This window comes from Longimicrobiaceae bacterium (assembly GCA_035696245.1).
Classification (GTDB): Bacteria; Gemmatimonadota; Gemmatimonadetes; order Longimicrobiales; family Longimicrobiaceae; genus DASRQW01.
Map to the genome: position 1 here is coordinate 1 of DASRQW010000071.1, position 16229 is coordinate 16229.

14 protein-coding genes are annotated in these 16229 nt (G+C 70.7%); 6 read left to right on the plus strand and 8 right to left on the minus strand.

Annotated features, from left to right (window positions below):
• The first annotated feature begins 315 nt into the window (after positions 1 to 315).
• A complete protein-coding gene (locus tag VFE05_03460) occupies positions 316 to 2559 on the plus strand; it encodes a prolyl oligopeptidase family serine peptidase (protein ID HET6229109.1) in 2244 nt (747 codons plus the stop codon).
• A 305-nt stretch (positions 2560 to 2864) separates the two neighbouring features.
• Here VFE05_03460 and VFE05_03465 read toward each other — a convergent pair whose 3' ends face one another.
• A complete protein-coding gene (locus VFE05_03465) occupies positions 2865 to 3224 on the minus strand; it encodes a hypothetical protein (protein ID HET6229110.1) in 360 nt (119 codons plus the stop codon).
• A 263-nt stretch (positions 3225 to 3487) separates the two neighbouring features.
• On the opposite strand from VFE05_03465, the gene VFE05_03470 reads away from it, so the two are divergent.
• Positions 3488 to 3727 (plus strand): hypothetical protein, encoded by a 240-nt coding sequence (locus VFE05_03470; protein HET6229111.1) that lies wholly within the window; start codon positions 3488 to 3490, stop codon positions 3725 to 3727.
• 142 nt (positions 3728 to 3869) lie between these two features.
• Here VFE05_03470 and VFE05_03475 read toward each other — a convergent pair whose 3' ends face one another.
• The 7 genes from VFE05_03475 to hemQ form a co-directional block, all read right to left on the minus strand.
• Positions 3870 to 4385, minus strand: coding sequence for an NUDIX hydrolase (locus VFE05_03475; protein ID HET6229112.1), 516 nt, complete (start codon positions 4383 to 4385; stop codon positions 3870 to 3872).
• Positions 4386 to 4437: 52 nt separating this feature from the next.
• Positions 4438 to 5418: an aspartate-semialdehyde dehydrogenase gene (locus VFE05_03480; protein HET6229113.1), complete on the minus strand. Its 981-nt coding sequence runs from the start codon at positions 5416 to 5418 to the stop codon at positions 4438 to 4440.
• A gap of 3 nt (positions 5419 to 5421) precedes the next feature.
• Positions 5422 to 6708: an aspartate kinase gene (locus tag VFE05_03485; protein HET6229114.1), complete on the minus strand. Its 1287-nt coding sequence runs from the start codon at positions 6706 to 6708 to the stop codon at positions 5422 to 5424.
• A gap of 153 nt (positions 6709 to 6861) precedes the next feature.
• The gene (locus VFE05_03490; protein HET6229115.1) at positions 6862 to 7959 is read right to left on the minus strand and encodes an MlaD family protein; all 1098 of its coding nucleotides are present in this window, start codon (positions 7957 to 7959) and stop codon (positions 6862 to 6864) included.
• Positions 7960 to 7990: 31 nt separating this feature from the next.
• Positions 7991 to 8767, minus strand: coding sequence for an ABC transporter ATP-binding protein (locus VFE05_03495; protein ID HET6229116.1), 777 nt, complete (start codon positions 8765 to 8767; stop codon positions 7991 to 7993).
• Positions 8764 to 9540 carry an ABC transporter permease gene (locus VFE05_03500; protein HET6229117.1) on the minus strand — a complete coding sequence of 259 codons (777 nt, stop codon included), beginning with the start codon at positions 9538 to 9540 and terminating at the stop codon, positions 8764 to 8766. The genes VFE05_03495 and VFE05_03500 overlap by 4 nt, the downstream gene beginning before the upstream one ends.
• Before the next feature lie 207 nt (positions 9541 to 9747).
• Positions 9748 to 10566, minus strand: a complete 819-nt coding sequence (hemQ, locus tag VFE05_03505; protein ID HET6229118.1) for a hydrogen peroxide-dependent heme synthase — start codon at positions 10564 to 10566, stop codon at positions 9748 to 9750.
• A gap of 452 nt (positions 10567 to 11018) precedes the next feature.
• Here hemQ and VFE05_03510 point away from each other — a divergent pair, with 452 nt between their 5' ends.
• The 4 genes from VFE05_03510 to fabF all read left to right on the plus strand — a co-directional run bounded on the left by VFE05_03510 (position 11019) and on the right by fabF (position 16132).
• Positions 11019 to 12503: a nitronate monooxygenase gene (locus VFE05_03510; protein ID HET6229119.1), complete on the plus strand. Its 1485-nt coding sequence runs from the start codon at positions 11019 to 11021 to the stop codon at positions 12501 to 12503.
• Positions 12504 to 12628: 125 nt separating this feature from the next.
• Entirely contained in the window at positions 12629 to 13366 is a 738-nt protein-coding gene (locus VFE05_03515) for a cytochrome c biogenesis protein CcdA (GenBank protein ID HET6229120.1), read from the plus strand.
• Positions 13367 to 14136: 770 nt separating this feature from the next.
• The gene (locus tag VFE05_03520) at positions 14137 to 14793 is read left to right on the plus strand and encodes a response regulator transcription factor (protein HET6229121.1); all 657 of its coding nucleotides are present in this window, start codon (positions 14137 to 14139) and stop codon (positions 14791 to 14793) included.
• 73 nt (positions 14794 to 14866) lie between these two features.
• Positions 14867 to 16132, plus strand: a complete 1266-nt coding sequence (gene fabF, locus VFE05_03525) for a beta-ketoacyl-ACP synthase II (protein ID HET6229122.1) — start codon at positions 14867 to 14869, stop codon at positions 16130 to 16132.
• Positions 16133 to 16229: the final 97 nt, after the last annotated feature.

A 16229-nucleotide genomic window follows, 5' to 3' on the forward strand; every position in this document is an offset into this window, starting at 1 on the left:
TCCCATCCTCTGCGGAGCCTGGTCGCCCGCATCTGCCGCCGCGGTTTCCCATCTCCCGACCGTTAGATACGGCGTTCTTCCATCGGGCATCGACTCGTGCCGATCGACGGACGTGCGGTCGCGCCTTCCCGCTGCTCCGCCGCTCCGTGCTCGCCCTCACACGTATGCACGCGCAGGGGAGCGCGCGGACGCGCTTGCAGGTCCGGGCGGGGGCGGGTATCGTGGGCGGGGCGGATCCGGCCGAGGCTTGCCCGTCCGCCAATCTGCCCTCCATCTCCCGTTCCGCACCGCCCCGCGCACCGGAGCAACACACGCATGAGAGACGATGCACGCCGAACGCTTCCCCGCTCCCTCGCGCTGGCGGGGGTGGCGATGAGCCTCTCGTCCGCGCAGCCCGCGACCGTGTCCGCCCAGGGCCGCGCGTACCCGCCCGCGAAGCGCGTGGACCAGGTGGACGACTACCACGGCACGCGCGTGGCCGACCCGTACCGCTGGCTGGAGGACCCGGACTCGCCCGACACGCGCGCGTGGATCGAGGCGGAGAACCGCGTGACGTTCGACTACCTGGCCGCGATTCCCGAGCGCAGGGCGATCGCGCAGCGGCTCACACGCATCTGGAACTACCCGCGGTGGACGGCGCCCATGCGTCGCGGCTCGCGTTACTTCTTCTTCCGGAACACGGGCCTGCAGAACCAGTCCGTGATGTATGAGACGGGGTCACTGCACGGCCAGCCGCGCCTGCTGCTGGACCCGAACGGCCTGTCCACGGACGGGACGGTCGCGCTGTCGACGACGGAGGTGAGCGACGATGGACGGCTGCTGGCGTACTCGGTGGCGTCCGGCGGGTCGGACTGGCAGGAGTTCCGGGTGCGTGATGTGGCGACGGGCCGCGACCTGCCGGACAAGGTGAGCTGGGCCAAGTTCAGCGGCGCGGCGTGGACGCACGACAGCCGCGGCTTCTTCTACTCGCGCTACCCCACGCCCCGCGGCAACGCGCTGACGGAGGCGGTGCGCAACCAGAAGCTGTACTACCACCGCGCGGGCACCGGCCAGGATGCGGACGTGCTCGTGTACGAGCGGCCGGACGACCCGGACCTGGGCCTGTACGGCCAGGTGAGCCACGACGGGCGCTACCTCGTCGTCAGCGTCTCGACGGGCACGGACCGGCGCAACCGCGTGCACTTCATGGACCTGGGCGACCCGGCAGCGCCCCGGTTCGACGGGCGGATGGTGCGGCTGCTGGACGAGTTCGACGCCAGCTACTCGTTCGTGGGGAACGCGGGGCCGGTGTTCTACTTCCAGACGGACCAGGGCGCCCCCCGCGGCCGCGTGATCGCGGTCGACACGCGCAGCCCCGCACGGTCCTCGTGGCGCACGATCGTGCCGCAGACGGCGGACGCGCTGGAGGGCGTGGACCTGATCGACGGCCAGCTCGTCGCCAGCTACCTGCACGACGCGCACTCGCTGCTCTCCATCTACTCGATGGAAGGCGCGCACGTGAAGGACGTGCCGCTGCCGGGGATCGGCACGGTGTCGGGCGTGAGCGGGCGGCCGGAGGACCGGGAGATGTTCTTCACCTTCAGCTCGTACCTGTCGCCCACGGCGGTGTGGCGCTACGACTTCGCGACGGGGCGGGCGGAGACGCTGTGGGCGCCGCGGACGGGGTTCGACGCGGCGGCGTACGTGACGGAGCAGGTCTTCTACAACAGCAAGGACGGCACGCGCGTGCCGATGTTCGTCACGCACCGCCGCGGCATCGCCATGGACGGGCACAACCCGACGCTGCTGTACGGCTACGGCGGCTTCAACAGCAGCGTGACGCCGGGCTTCTCGCCGGCCGTGGCGGTGTGGCTGGAGATGGGCGGCGTGTATGCGGTGGCCAACCTGCGCGGCGGCTCGGAGTACGGCGAGGAGTGGCACCAGGGCGGGATGCTGGCGAACAAGCAGAACGTGTTCGACGACTTCATCGCCGCGGGCGAGCACCTGGTGCGCACGGGCTACACGTCGCCCGCCAAGCTCGCGATCTCGGGCGCCAGCAACGGCGGGCTGCTGGTGGGCGCGGTGCTGAACCAGCGGCCAGACCTGTTCGGGGCGGCGCTGCCCGCGGTGGGGGTGATGGACATGCTGCGGTTCCAGAAGTTCACCATCGGCTGGGCCTGGGTGTCGGATTATGGCTCGGCCGACGACGCGGCGCAGTTCCGCACGCTGTACGCGTACTCGCCCCTGCACAACATCCGGCCGGGTACGCGCTACCCGGCGACGTTCATCACCACGGGCGACCACGACGACCGCGTGGTGCCGGGGCACTCGTTCAAGTACGCAGCGGCGCTCCAGGCGGCGCAGGCCGGGCCCGCGCCGGTGCTCATCCGCATCGAGACGCGCGCGGGCCACGGCGCGGGGAAGCCCACGGCGATGCAGATCGAGGAGGCCGCCGACCGCTGGGCGTTCCTCGTGCGCGAGCTGGGGATGAAGGCGACGCTACCGGCGAGCGGTGCGGCAGGGCGAGCGGGAGGTAAGCTGCGGGGGACGATCCGCGTCGGCCGCAGGCCTGGTGAGTGATGCCTGGCGGGTAAAAGCCGCGGCTGTCACTGCAAAGGCTACCTGCGTCCCTGAAGCCGCGGGTTCCCGGCTCGACGATTGGCAGTAGTGCGGCCGAGGTGTGTGGGGAGCACATCGGTAGATGTACGAAGGGATGGGAGACGATGCGCCGTCTTCGCTCCCTCGTTGCACGTCCTCGGTAAATCCCAGCTTCGGAGTCTTGACGCAGCACGACGATCTCGGGGTCGCAGCCCACGCAGGTGGGCTGCGTGCCTAGTTGCCGCGGGTTTACCCGCCAGGCGACGGATGCGGCGGGTAGATGCGCATCACTCCGGCTCACGCGCGGGAACGGTGGTGATGCGGAGCGGGCGCGCAGGGACGAACCAGAGAAGCGCGGCGGCGGCGTAGACCGGCGTGGCGACAGCAAGGGCCACAGGAACGACGAGGACGAGGAACCAGGCAGCCAGGCGGAGGGCTTCGCGGCGGCGAGCGCGGCGTACGGTCCGCTGGAGGTCGCGGTGCTCGGCCAGCGTGGTCAGATCGCCGCGGCGGGCGCTGACCTCCGCGAGGCCGGTGATGGCCGTGCCCTCCGCGAGCGTGATGCCGAAGCGTACGACGGAGCGCAGCAGGCGGAAGCCCACGGCCGCACCGCCCGCGATTGCGAGCAGCGGGAGGACGGCTTCCACGATCCCGGCGATAGGCATTTGCACGCAAACATTGTCGCCGCCGCGCCATCGATCCGCAATCCCACGAATCGAATCGCGACCGACGTGTCACCCGCTCCGCAGCGGGTCCGACGAGCGAAAGTAGATGTGCCACATCTCCAGCAATCGCACGGAGATGCGCATCTAGCAGTCAACGCTGATGATCGCGGCGATGTGGAGACGGGGCGCGCACGGTTCGTGCACCGGCGGGTGTGTGACCGAACCCGCACCGACCTGGAGGAACGATGAACGATCTGCTCAAGCGGGCCGCGCGGCTCGCACCCACGCTTATGGCCGTGCCCACCACGCGCGACCTGCGCACCCAGGCGATGATGAAGGCCGCGCGCTGGGCCGTAGGCCGGGCGATGCCGCCGAAGCGCCCATCCACCGCCAGCTACGCAGCCAAGGGCCTCGCCGCCGCCGCGGTGACGCTGCCCATCGGCCTGTGGCTGGGAACGCGCCTCCGCTCGCGATCCAGCGAGTAAGCCTCGCATCTCCCGAAAACGACAAAGGGCGGCCTCGGATTCCGGGGCCGCCCTTCTCGTTTTCATCACCTGATGCGCATCTCCGTCAACCACCCACGTGCACGCCATCTCTCTCGTCGCGACAAGCGGAGATCAGCGCGGGCTACTCCCACGGCCGCGGTAGATGAGGCGCGTGTTCCCGGCGCGCCTCGCCGGACTCCGGCTCCATGCCAGCCTCCGCCTGCTGGGCGGCTTCCTCGGCGTCGGCGCGTTCAAGACGCTCGGCGGCGAGGCGCAGGACCTCGCGGGCGTTGTCGTACGAGATGGAGCGAATCGCGTCGTGCAGCGGGAGCCAGATGCACTCGGTGATGCCCTCTTCCTGCTGCGGGCACGTCTCGCCGGTGGGAGACTCGATCAGGTAGAAGTGGCAGAACTTGTGGATCAGCCGCCCGCGAAAACGGAAGAACCAGTCGATGGTCTGCAAGCGCGGGCCGAGCACCAGATGCCCCAGCCCCGTCTCCTCTTCCACCTCGCGCAGGGCGGCGTCGGCCGCGGTCTCCACGCCCTCCAGGTGGCCCTTGGGGAAGCCCCAATGCTGGTAGCGGTCGCGGATGAGGAGGACGTGCGCGGTGGAGCCCTGCCAGCGGTAGATGACGCCGCCCGCGCTGGTCTCGACCACCGCGCGCGGCTGCGCTCCCGGCGCGCCGCCTCCGCCTCCGCCGCGCCGCCGCTTACCCACCGCGCAGCCCCTCCACGATCTGCACCGCGTTGGTCGCCGCGCCCTTGCGCAGGTTGTCGGCGACGATCCAGAGGTGCAGGGTGCGCGGCAGGAACGGATCGCGCCGCAGCCGGCCCACGAACACCTCGTCGCGCCCGGCGGCCTCGAGCGGCGTGGGGAACGCCTCGTCCGACGCGGCCATGACGATCCCGGGGAATGCCGAGAGCGCCGCACGGGCGTCATCGACGGACATCTCCCGCTCCGTCTCCACCATCACCTGCACGGAGTGGCTGACCTCCACCGGCACGCGCACGCAGGTCGCGGCGACCGCCAGGTCCGGCAGGCACAGGATCTTGCGCGTCTCGTGGATCATCTTGCGCTCCTCCTCGCTCCACCCCTCGCCGTCGATCTTGCCGATCTGGGGGATGCAGTTGCCGACGATGCGGCGAGAGAAGGGCGACTCCGCGTCCCCGTCTCCCGAAAGCTCGGCCGCCAGCGCGGCACGCCCCGTCTCCCCCGCGCCGCTCACCGACTGGAAGGTGGTCGCGACGACGCGCGACAGCCCCGCGGCGGCGTGCAACGCCTGTAGCGCGACCACCATCTGGATGGTGGAGCAGTTGGGGTTGGCGATGATGCCCTTGGGCCGGTCGAGCGCGGCGGCGGCGTTGACCTCCGGGACGACGAGCGGCACCTGCGGGTCCATCCGCCAGGCGGACGAGTTGTCGACCACGACGGCGCCCTCGTCAGCCGCGCGTGGGGCCCATTCGAGCGACCGCGCGCCGCCGGCGGAGAAGAGCGCGTAGTCGGCTCCGCGGAACGAGCCCGGGCGCGGCTCCTGGACCGTCCACTCGCGCCCGCCCCAGCTTACCTTCGTTCCCGCAGAGCGCGCGGAGGCGAGCAGCGTCAGCCGCTCGACGGGCATGCCGCGCTCGGCCAGGACGCTGAGCATGGTGCGCCCAACGGCGCCGGTGGCTCCCAGGACGGCTACGTGCACGACTTACTCCCCCGCCCCGGCGCCGGCCGGGACCGCCGCCGTCATCTCCAGCTCGAACGCGGAGTGCAGCGCCCGCAGCGCGTCGTCTTCCCGGTCCGCGGGCACCAGCAGCGTGATGGAGATGGAGGACGTGGAGATGGCGTGCACCTCGACCTCGGCGTCCAGCAGCGTGCGGAAGGCGCGCGCGTAGACGCCCGGCCGGCCGTGCATGCCGCTGCCCACCAGCGCGATGCGCGAGAGGCCGGCGGCGACGTCCACGCCGCGCCCGCCCAGGCGCCCCAGCACCTCGGCGGCGACGGCGCGCGCGTGCGGGAGCGCAGGCTCGGCCACGGTCACCTGGATCTGCACGGTGCCGCCGGCCTCGGCAGCCTCCACGATCATGTCCACGCTCACGCCGCGCTCCGAGAGCGAGGCCAGCACCTCGGTGGCGGTGCGCAGGCCCGCGGGCAGGCCGTGCAGCACCATCTTGGCCTGGCCGCCGGACGAGGCGATGCCGGTGAGGACGAGGTCTTCCATCCGCCTGGGCGTTCGGGTGATGAGCGTGCCGCGGCCGGCACCGCCCTCCTCTTCGTCGTCCACGAACGACGAGAGCACGCGGATGTCCACGCCGAAGCGGGCGCCGATCTCGACCGCGCGCGAGTGCATGACCTGTGCCCCGCTCGTGGCCAGCTCCAGCATCTCCACGTGCGAGATCTGCGGGATGATGCGGGCGCCGGGAACGCGCCGCGGGTCGGCGGTGAAGATGCCGTCCACGTCGGTGTAGATCTCGCAGCGGTCGGCCTCCAGCGCCGCGGCCAGCGCGACCGCCGTGGTGTCCGACCCGCCGCGTCCCAGCGTGGTGATCTCCTTCGCCCGGCTCACGCCCTGGAAGCCGGCCACGATCACCACGTGGCCGCGGTCCAGCTCGGCGCGCACGCGGTCCGCGCGGACCTGGACGATGCGGGCGGCGGTGTGCGCCTCGTCGGTGATGATGGCGGCCTGGCTGCCGGTGAACGACAGCGCGTCGGCGCCCGCGTCGCGGATCGCCATCGCCAGCAGCGCCATGGAGATGCGCTCGCCCGCGGTGAGCAGCATGTCCATCTCGCGCGGGTGGCTCTCGCCCGGCCGCGCGCTGCCGGTGACCTGCGCGGCCAGCTGCAGCAGGTCGTCCGTCGTGTCCCCCATGGCCGATACGACGACGACCAGGTCGTCGCCGCGCCTGCGTGCCGCGGCCACCCGCTTCGCCACCGCGCGCATCCGCTCCGGGCTTCCCACGCTCGTCCCGCCGTACTTCTGGACGACCAGCGCCATGTCGCTCTTCCCCGTCCGTCCGCCTGGTTCGTCGCCGCCGCGCCGCACGCGGCCCATCTCCGGAATCTACCCATCCACCGACCCAAACGGTCCGCCCGGCGCCGTCCTGCGCGCCGGGCGTGGCCCGCACGGACGCCGCGCGTCCCCGCTCGCCTAGAAGACCTTGACCTGGCCCACGTACTTGCCGGGGTTGGCCTGGAGGTCGGCCAGCAGCCGCCGCAGCGTGACGATGGCGCGCTGCGTCTCCTCGTACAGCGCGGGGTCGTCGATCAGGCGGCCCAGCGTGCCGTGGCCTTCCTGGATCTTCGCCATCGCCTGCTGGAGCGTCTGCATGGCGCGCTGCGCCTCCTGCAGCGTGGGCCCCACCTGCTGGAGCTGCGGGCCCAGCGTGTTCATCACCTGCCCCGCCTGCTGGGCGGTGCGGTTGATGGAGCCCAGCGTGGTGTCCGCCCGCGTCACCAGCCCGGGGATGCCGGCGGCGGCGGCGGAGAGCTGCGTGCTGAAGGCGTTCAGGTTCTCGCTGGCCTGCCGCGCGTTCGCCAAAATGGTGCGCACGTCGCCGCTGCCGATGGTGCCGCGGATGTCGGCCGCGGCCAGCTTGGCCGTGCCCGTGGCGTCGCGGATGTTGGCGCTGGAGGCCAGCACGTTGCGCGACACGTCGCTGTACGTGTGCGTCTGCTGGTCCATGAAGCCGCGCAGCTGCTCGCTGATGGCCTCGGCGTTCTCGATGGTGCGGCGGATCTTGACCGCCGTCTCCTCGGTGAACGCCAGCTGCACGCGGTTCGACAGCACCTCGATGTCGCCGGCGATGCGGGCCGCCACGGCGGTGAGCTCGGAGATGTCGGGCAGCGTCGCGCCCGGCAGCACGCCGCTCGTCTTCGCGTACGTGAACTGGAGGTCAGGCTGCCACGAGCGTGACACGATCTCGGCCTGCCAGTCGCCGAAGAACGACTCGGGCGAGAGCACGACGCCGGCATCGGGCGGGAAGGTGAGCCCCGGCTCGATGGACATGTTCACGAACACGCCGTCGCCACGCGGGGCAAGCTGGATCTCCTCCACCCGCCCGATCTCCACGCCGCGGTACTTGACCTTGTTGCCCTTGGCCAGCGTGCCCACGGCGCGGAAGGTGGCGTCGATCTTCACGGGCGCGTGGCGCCACGAGCGGCCGCTCATCCAGAAGCCGCCGCCGGCCAGCACCACCAGCGCGGCGACCACCGTCATGCCCACCAGCACCTCGTTCTTGAGCCTCATTCGCTCCTCCGGGCAGTCCCCTGCGGCACGGTCATGCGTTCCTCATGTCGGAAAGGTCCGTCCCGCCGGTGGCCACCATGTCCGGGTCACCGTCGATGAAGCCGCGCACGATGGGGTTGGTGGTGGCGCGGATCTCGTCCGGCGTACCCACCTCCACCACCTTGCCCTCGAAGAGCATGGCGATGCGGTCGCTGATGTCGTACGCGCTGCCCATGTCGTGCGTGATCACCAGGCTGGTCACGCCCAGCTCGCGGCTCATCCGCTGGATCAGCCGGTCGATCACGGTCGTCGTCACGGGATCGAGCCCGCTGGTGGGCTCGTCGTACAGCAGGTACTTGGGCCGGTACGCGATGGCGCGCGCCAGCCCGGCCCGCTTCTTCTGCCCGCCCGAAAGCTCCGCCGGGAAGCGCCGCTCGAAGCCTTCCAGGTCCACGCGGCCCAGCGACTCGGTCACGCGGTCGGCGATGTCGTGCTCGTTCATGGTGCCCAGCTTACGCAGGCCCATGGCGATGTTGTCGGCAATGCTCATGGAGTCGAACAGCGCCGCGAACTGGAAGACGTAGCCCATCTGCAGGCGCAGCCTGTACAGCTCCTCGCGCGGCAGCTCGGGCACGGACAGGCCGTCCACGTGCACCGTCCCCTTGTCCGGCTTGAGCAGCCCGGCGATGTGCTTGAGCGTCACCGACTTGCCGGCGCCGGAGAAGCCGACCAGCGACACCGTCTCGCCGTCCTCCACGTCCAGCGACAGGCCGCGCAGGATCTTCTTGGGCCCGAACCCCTTGTGCACGTCCGCCAGGTGGATGCTCACAGAAGCACCGCCGCCCAGAACGCGTCGAGCATGAGGATGAGCATCGACGAGATCACCACCGCCCGGGTGGTCGCCACGCCCACGCCCTCGGCGCCGCCCTGCGTGTTGAAGCCCTCGTAGCAGCCCACCACCGTGATCACCAGGCCGAACGAGGTGGACTTGATGAGCGAGTACGTGATGTCGAACGGCTTGTAGAAGAGGCGCAGGCCGTGGATGAACTGCTCCGTGCTCATGTGCAGCACGTTGATCGCCGTGATCCACCCCGCCGCGATGCCGAACGCGTTGGTAAACGAGACGATGAGCGGCACCATCAATACGGCGGCGAGGATGCGCGGGACGACGAGGTAGGAGATGGGGTTGTACGCCATCGTCTCCAGCGCGTCGATCTGCTCGGAGACGCGCATGGTGCCCAGCTCGGCGGCGATGTTGGCGCCCACTCGGCCACTGAGCGCTAGGCCCGTGAGCACGGGCCCCAGCTCCAGCATCATCGTCTTCCCCACCAGCGTGCCCACGAAGTAGAGCGGGATCGCGCCCGTGAACGTGTACGACGCCTGGAGCGCCAGCACGATGCCGGTGAAGGTGGAGAGGAAGATGGCGATGGGCAGCGAGTCCACCCCCAGGCGCCGCATCTGGAGCACCAGCAGCGGCCCCCAGGTGCCCACGTTGGTCGCCGCGCTCGCCGTCTGCCCCAGGAAGGTGGCGAAGCGGCCGAGCGCGGCGAAGAAGGAGAGCACCAGGCCGCCGATGACGGCGAAGGGGAGGGTCCAGTTCATCCGGGCAATGTAGCGTGGTACGGTACACCGGGCCAGCGCGGAGCCGTGGTGCTCGCAGGGTGGCCCGGGACCGTGAAGCCGCCGGAACGGACGTCGTGCGTTCCGGCGAACCGTGCGTCTTCGCGACGCACGGAAGATCATGTCTGTCGACGGATGCCCGGCGCAAATCGGGCGCGGAGCGGAAGGATCTTCCCCGGCTTGCCCGGCCTACACGGACGTTCCCGTGCCGCCGAGCAGCTCCGTCCAGGCGGGGGAGGCAAAACGGATGCCGGTGTAGAAGGCGCCGAACTCGCCGTACTCCGCGCTGGCCTCGTCGTAGCGCATGTCGGTGACGATGCGCTTGAAGTCCAGCGGGTCGCGGGCGAAGAGCGTCACGCCCCACTCCCAGTCGTCCAGGCCCACCGAGCCGGTGATCACCTGGAAGATGCGGCCGGCGAAGCCGCGGCCCGTCATCCCGTGCTCGCGCATGAGCCGGTTGCGCTCGTCGATGGGCAGCGTGTACCAGTTCTGCCCCGGCACGCGGCGCTTGCTCATGGGATAGAACGACACGTACCGCATCCCTTCCGGCACGCGGGGGAAGAGGCGCGTGCGGATGTGCGGACTGCCCAGCTCCGCCTCGCCCGCGGCCTTGATGGCGGCCTTGAAGCCGTCGCTCGCCGGCGCGTTCTCCTTCGCAGCCTCTGCCGTGGCGTGGTACAGCCCCGCTTCGGTGACGGAGAGGTAGTCCAGCTCCAGCCGCAGCACCTCGCCGAGGGCGGACCGTCGGACGGCGAGCTGCACGTCCGCCAGCTCCTCCAGCTTGGCGCGGAAGTGCACGAACATCACGTCCGCCCCGCCGCCGACGAGACGGAAGTGGTCGCTCCAGCCCTCGGCCACCGCTCCGAAGCCGGCGAACAGCGCCTCCGCGTCCGCCGCGAGAGCAGCGCGCTCGCCCTCGGACATCTTCCGAAGCCCGTTCCAGTCAAACGAGAAGGCTTGGTGCAGCACGTACCACCCTTCGAGGGTGGCGGGAGGAAGCGCAGCCATGTCGATCTATCCCTGCTGAAGTCGGTTACGTGAGTCCAACTCGCCTCCGGCTGTCCTATGATCGGAGGCGCAGCGAAGATAGGCCGCCGCCGCGCATGGCGCCAACAGCGGCGGGTCAGGGTTGACGATGGAGCGGCGTTGGGATCACCCTGCTAAATCGGTCCATCCACCGACTCGGAGAATGGACGGATCGGCGACGGGGGATTGGGGTCGAGCGGAACGAGGCTTGCGCTTGCCGCGAAGAGAAGGAAAGCCGTCCACGATCCGATGCAGACGCGGCGCACCTGCCCGGTTTTCAGTACGGCACCGCTCCTGCGAATGCGCGGAGGAGGGGTGAGCGGCGCTCATTCTCGGGGCGCGCGTGGCGTAAAGTGTTGCTCGTCCGGCAGATATGGAGTATATTGAATCTCCGTTTCCCCGGAAGACCTCGTAACTTATTCTCCGGCAAGGCTATGACGGCTGCTCTGCCACACCCGCTGATCATCCAGGGCGGGATGGGTGTCGGTGTATCGAACTGGGTCCTCGCCAAGGCCGTCTCCATGCGCGGCCAGATGGGCGTGGTCTCGGGCACCTGCGTGGACTCGCTGCTCGTGCGCCGCCTTCAGGACGGCGACATCGGCGGGCACGTGCGGCGCGCCATGGCCGCGTTCCCCATTCCCGAGGTGAGCGCCGAGGTGCTGAAGCGCTACTTCAACCCGGACGGGCGCGCGGAGGGCGAGCCGTACAAGGCGGTGCCCATGTACCGCCAGGTGGTGAGCAAGGTGCGCGAGCAGCTCACGGTGCTCTCCAGCTTCGTGGAGGTGTACCTGGCCAAGGAGGGGCACGACGGCGTGGTGGGCATCAACCTGCTCACCAAGGTGCAGATGCCCAACCTGATGACGCTGTACGGCGCCATGCTGGCCAAGGTCGACTACGTGCTGATGGGCGCCGGCATCCCCAAGGACATCCCGGGCGCGCTGGACCGCTTCGTGGCGCACGAGCCGGCCTCCATCAAGCTGGACGTGGACGGCCTGGACCGCGGCGAGGCGGTGGAGATGACGTTCGACCCGCGCACGCACGCGCTGCACCCGCCGGTGGAGATGAAGCGCCCGTACTTCCTGCCCATCATCGCCTCGAACTCGCTGGCGACCATGCTGGCGAAGAAGGCGAACGGCCGCGTGGACGGCTTCATCATCGAGGCGCCCACGGCCGGCGGCCACAACGCCCCGCCCCGCGGCGAGCTGGTGGTGAACGAGCGCGGCGAGCCGCAGTACGGCGAGCGCGACGAGGTGGACCTGGAGAAGATGAAGGACCACGGCCTCCCGTTCTGGCTGGCGGGCGGCGCGGGCTCGCCGGAGCGGCTGGAGCAGGCGCTCGAGGCCGGCGCGGCGGGCATCCAGGTGGGCACCCTCTTCGCCTACTGCGAGGAGAGCGGCATCGGGCCGGACCTGAAGCGCGAGGTGATCCAGCAGGCGCAGGACGACCGTATCGACGTGCTGACCGACGGGCGCGCGTCGCCCACGGGCTTCCCCTTCAAGGTGGTGCAGCTGGGCGGCACCGTCTCGGAGCTGCCGGTCTACCAGAAGCGCGAGCGCATCTGCGACCTGGGCTACCTGCGCACGGCGTTCAAGGACGCGAAGGGCCGCGTGGGCTTCCGCTGCCCGGCCGAGCCGGTGGACCAGTACGTGAAGAAGGGGGGCGACGCCGCGGACACGGTGGGGCGCAAGTGCCTTTGCAACGCGCTGTTCGCCACCATCGGCCAGCCGCAGGTGCGCGACGGCGGCGAGCTGGAGGCCCCGCTCATCACCAGCGGCGACGAGCTGAAGCACATCCGCCGCTTCATCGGGTCGGACCGCATGGGGTACACGGCGGGCGAGGTGATCGACTACCTGATGACGGGCCTGAAGCGGCTGATGCCGTCGATGTCGCCCGCCACGGAGGCGGCCGGCGCGCGCTGACCCGCGCCGGCAGGGGAGCGCGAACGGGCTCCGGGCGCTGTCCCGGAGCCCGTTTCCGTGTCATATTCCCGCGCCGCGCGGCCGTCCGTCCGCGCTTCCCCCCTTCGACCGTTCCGGAACTCCGAATGCAGGCTGCGTCCCTGGGCTGGGTGGTGGCGTTCACCGCCGGGCTGCTGAGCTTCCTTTCGCCGTGCGTGCTGCCGCTGGTGCCCAGCTACGCGACGTTCATCACGGGCATGAGCCTGGACGAGCTGAGCGGGCAGGAGTCGCGCGCGCGCCGCGCGGTGCTGCTGCACGGCGTGCTGTTCGTGCTGGGCTTCACGCTGGTGTTCGTGGCGCTGGGCGCGTCGGCCACCTTCTTGGGCTCGCTGCTGCGCTGGGCCAGCCGGTGGGTGCAGGTGGGCGGCGGCGTGCTGCTGGTGCTCCTCGGCCTCTACCTGCTCGGTCTTCTCCGCCTGCCCGGCGCGGAGCGCGAGTGGCGGATGCACCTGGCGGACAAGCCGGTGGGCTACCTGGGCACCGTGCTGGTGGGTGTGACGTTCGGGGCGGGGTGGACGCCGTGCATCGGCCCGGTGCTGGGCGGGATCCTGACGCTGGCGGGCACCAGCGGGTCGGTGGGGCACGGGATGGGGCTGCTGGCGGCGTACTCGGCCGGGCTGGCGATCCCGTTCCTGCTGGCCACGGTGCTGCTGGAGCGTTTCCTGGTGGGCTTCAAGCGCATGCGGCGCTGGCTGCCGTGGATCAACCGCATCAGCGGGGTGCTTCTGCTCGCGCTGGGCGTGCTGATGCTGACGGGCTCGTTCACCGCGCTCTCCGCCGCCATGGCGAAGTGGACTCCGGACGCGCTGCTGAAGCGGATGTAGGTGCGGCGGCGCTTCGCTTCCCTGCCTCCGCGAACCGCCGCGCCAGCCCCTGAGCGATATCGCCACCGACCGGTAGGGCTCCGGCCTACGTGCCGGCCCGCGGAGGGGCATGCGCGAAGGCATCCTCGCAAGAGGCAAGAGCGGCAACGACGGGCTGGTCGGTAGATGCGCATCGGTGCGGTGACACTTCGCCTCGATCGGGCAATGCCGCCGGTGAACCGATCACCGCGATTGTACGACGGTGCGGTGGGAGAAGGTGCGGTGCGAACGGATCACCGCGCCTGAGAGACGGGCGGACACGCAGGTCCGCGCCCTACAGGGCGTCGGGTTCTACGCGCGGTGGATACGTTGGGTGTTCGTCGTACCCGTGAGATGATGTGCGGAGCGAGACCGCCGGGCTTGATGGTCGAATGCGAGATGCCGCTGCCGGCGGGCTCGCGCAGCGGGCGGGGAGACCCCGGACGGAGGCGGGCCAGGCAGTATCGGCCCGCCGGAGGAGGAGGCTCACCGACCCCGCGGAGGAGACGGACGGGCAGCAGTACCGCCCGGCCGGCTCCGGAGCGGTCCGCCACGACGGAGGGCTCCGCATCGCGCCCGTGATGCGCGAACCCAGCGGGCCCTACGATGACACGGAACACCAACACGCTGCGGCGGAAACGGACGCCGCGCCCAGGGTTGCCAACCGCGCCCGCAAGGACGAAATTTCCGGCGCGCTAACGACATAGCTCCCGCCGCTCCCTGCACGCACCCCGAGCCCGCGCGCCCCGAACATGCCAGACCCGATCCGCGTGCTGCTGGTGGACGACCACGCCGTCCTGCGCGCCGGCCTGCGCGCCCTGCTGGAGGCCGAGCCCGGCTTCCTGGTGGTGGGCGAGGCGGGCACGGGCGAGGAGGGCGTGATCAAGGCGGCGCAGATGAAGCCCGACGTGGTGGTGATGGACCTTTCCATGCCGGGGATGGGCGGCCTGGAGGCGGTGCGCGGCATCGCGGCGCTGGAGCTGGAGACGCGCGTGCTGGTGCTGACCATGCACGGCGAGGAGGAGTACCTGCTCCCCGTGCTTGAGGCCGGCGGCAGTGGCTACGTGAACAAGCGCAGCGCCGACGAGGAGCTGATCGAGGCGATCCGCACCGTGGCGCGCGGCGACGTCTTCCTCTACCCCAGCGCGGCCAAGCTCCTCCTGCGCGGCCTGAAGGCGAAGACGGCGCCGGGCGAGGACGACCCGCTGGACAAGCTGACGGAGCGCGAGCGCGAGGTGCTGGGCTTCACGGTGGAGGGCTTCAGCAGCAGCGAGATCGGGAAGAAGCTGTTCATCTCGCCCAAGACGGTGGACACGTACCGCGCCCGCATCATGGAGAAGCTGGGCCTGCACCACCGGAGCGAGCTGGTGCGCTTCGCGCTCCGCAAGGGCCTGCTGAAGGCCGAGTAGCAGCACGTACGCGCGGCGCCGCTGCCGCGATCGTCATTCTTTCGGGAACCGAGCAACCGGGAAGCTCCGCAACGTGTCTCGCAGGGTCGTCGTCACCGGGCTGGGGATGGTCACCGCGTTGGGCAACAACGCGCCAGACACGTGGGCCGGCATCGTCGCGGGCCGCTCCGGCATCGGGCCGCTCACGCGTTGCGAGCTGCACGGCCTGCCCGCGTCGGCCTGGATCGCCGGCGAGGTCAAGGCGTTCACGCCCGAGGGGGTGATCGACCGCAAAGAGGCGCGGCGGATGGACTGGTTCATCCAGTACGCGCTGGTGGCGGTGGACGAGGCGATGCGCGACGCGGGCCTGGGCGGCCTGTCCACCGTGCCCGACCCGGAGGAGACGGGCGTGATCATCGGCTCGGGGATGGGCGGGCTGATCAGCATCATGGAGACACGCGACGTGATGGCCGAGAAGGGGGCGCACCGCGTCTCGCCCTTCTTCATCCCCGCCAGCATCGTGAACCTGGCCGCGGGCCAGGTGGCGATGCGCACCGGCGCGACGGGCCCCAACTACGCCCCGGTCTCGGCGTGCGCGAGCAGCAACCACGCCATCGGCGAGGCGTACCACGCCATCGTGCGCGGCGACGCGAACATGATGATCGCGGGCGGCACGGAGGCGTGCCTGACGCCCATCTCGTACGCGGGCTTCGCGGCGGCGCGCGCGCTGGCCAGCGAGTACGACTCGCCCGAGACGGCCTCGCGGCCGTTCGACGCCAAGCGCAGCGGCTTCGTGCACGGCGAGGGCGCGGCGATGCTGATCCTGGAGGAGCTGGAGTCCGCCCGCGCGCGCGGCGCCAACATCCTGGCCGAGGTGATGGGCTTCGGGATGAGCGCGGACGCGTTCCACGTGACCGCCCCGCCCGAGGACGGCGCCGGTGCCGTGCGCGCGATGCGCCGGGCGCTGCGCAGCGCGGGCCTGGCGCCGGAGCAGGTGAGCTACATCAACGCCCACGGCACGTCCACGCCCGTCGGCGACGTGGCGGAGACGCGGGCGGTACGCACGGTGTTCGGCAGCCACGCGGACCGGGTGCCGGTCTCGTCCACCAAGTCGATGCTGGGGCACTCGCTGGGCGCCACGGCGGCGGTGGAGGCCAGCCTGTGCGTGCTGGCGATCCGCGATGGGATGATCCCGCCCACGATCAACCTGGACAATCCCGACCCGGACTGTGACCTGGACTACGTGCCCAACGCGGCGCGGCCGGCGGAGCTGGACGTGGTGCTCTCCAACTCGTTCGGCTTCGGCGGGGCGAACACGACGCTCGTGCTGCGGCGGTTCGACGGCGGCGCGGCGAGCTGAGGGGTTTCGGCCGGGGGACTCGTAGGCGGTTTCGTGGCTGAAAGGTGCCCCCTCCCCCGGCCCCTCCCCCGCAAGCGGGAGAGGGGAGAACTGCTTG

What these genes read in the sequence shown, in the direction of transcription:
- VFE05_03460 (HET6229109.1), top strand. Translation starts at nt 316, where the DNA reads ATGAGAGACGATGCACGCCGAACGCTTCCCCGCTCCCTCGCGCTGGCG.
- VFE05_03470 (HET6229111.1), top strand. Translation starts at nt 3,488, where the DNA reads ATGAACGATCTGCTCAAGCGGGCCGCGCGGCTCGCACCCACGCTTATG.
- VFE05_03485 (HET6229114.1), bottom strand. Translation starts at nt 6,708, where the DNA reads ATGGCGCTGGTCGTCCAGAAGTACGGCGGGACGAGCGTGGGAAGCCCG.
- VFE05_03490 (HET6229115.1), bottom strand. Translation starts at nt 7,959, where the DNA reads ATGAGGCTCAAGAACGAGGTGCTGGTGGGCATGACGGTGGTCGCCGCG.
- VFE05_03500 (HET6229117.1), bottom strand. Translation starts at nt 9,540, where the DNA reads ATGAACTGGACCCTCCCCTTCGCCGTCATCGGCGGCCTGGTGCTCTCC.
- hemQ (HET6229118.1), bottom strand. Translation starts at nt 10,566, where the DNA reads ATGGCTGCGCTTCCTCCCGCCACCCTCGAAGGGTGGTACGTGCTGCAC.
- VFE05_03510 (HET6229119.1), top strand. Translation starts at nt 11,019, where the DNA reads ATGACGGCTGCTCTGCCACACCCGCTGATCATCCAGGGCGGGATGGGT.
- VFE05_03515 (HET6229120.1), top strand. Translation starts at nt 12,629, where the DNA reads ATGCAGGCTGCGTCCCTGGGCTGGGTGGTGGCGTTCACCGCCGGGCTG.
- VFE05_03520 (HET6229121.1), top strand. Translation starts at nt 14,137, where the DNA reads ATGCCAGACCCGATCCGCGTGCTGCTGGTGGACGACCACGCCGTCCTG.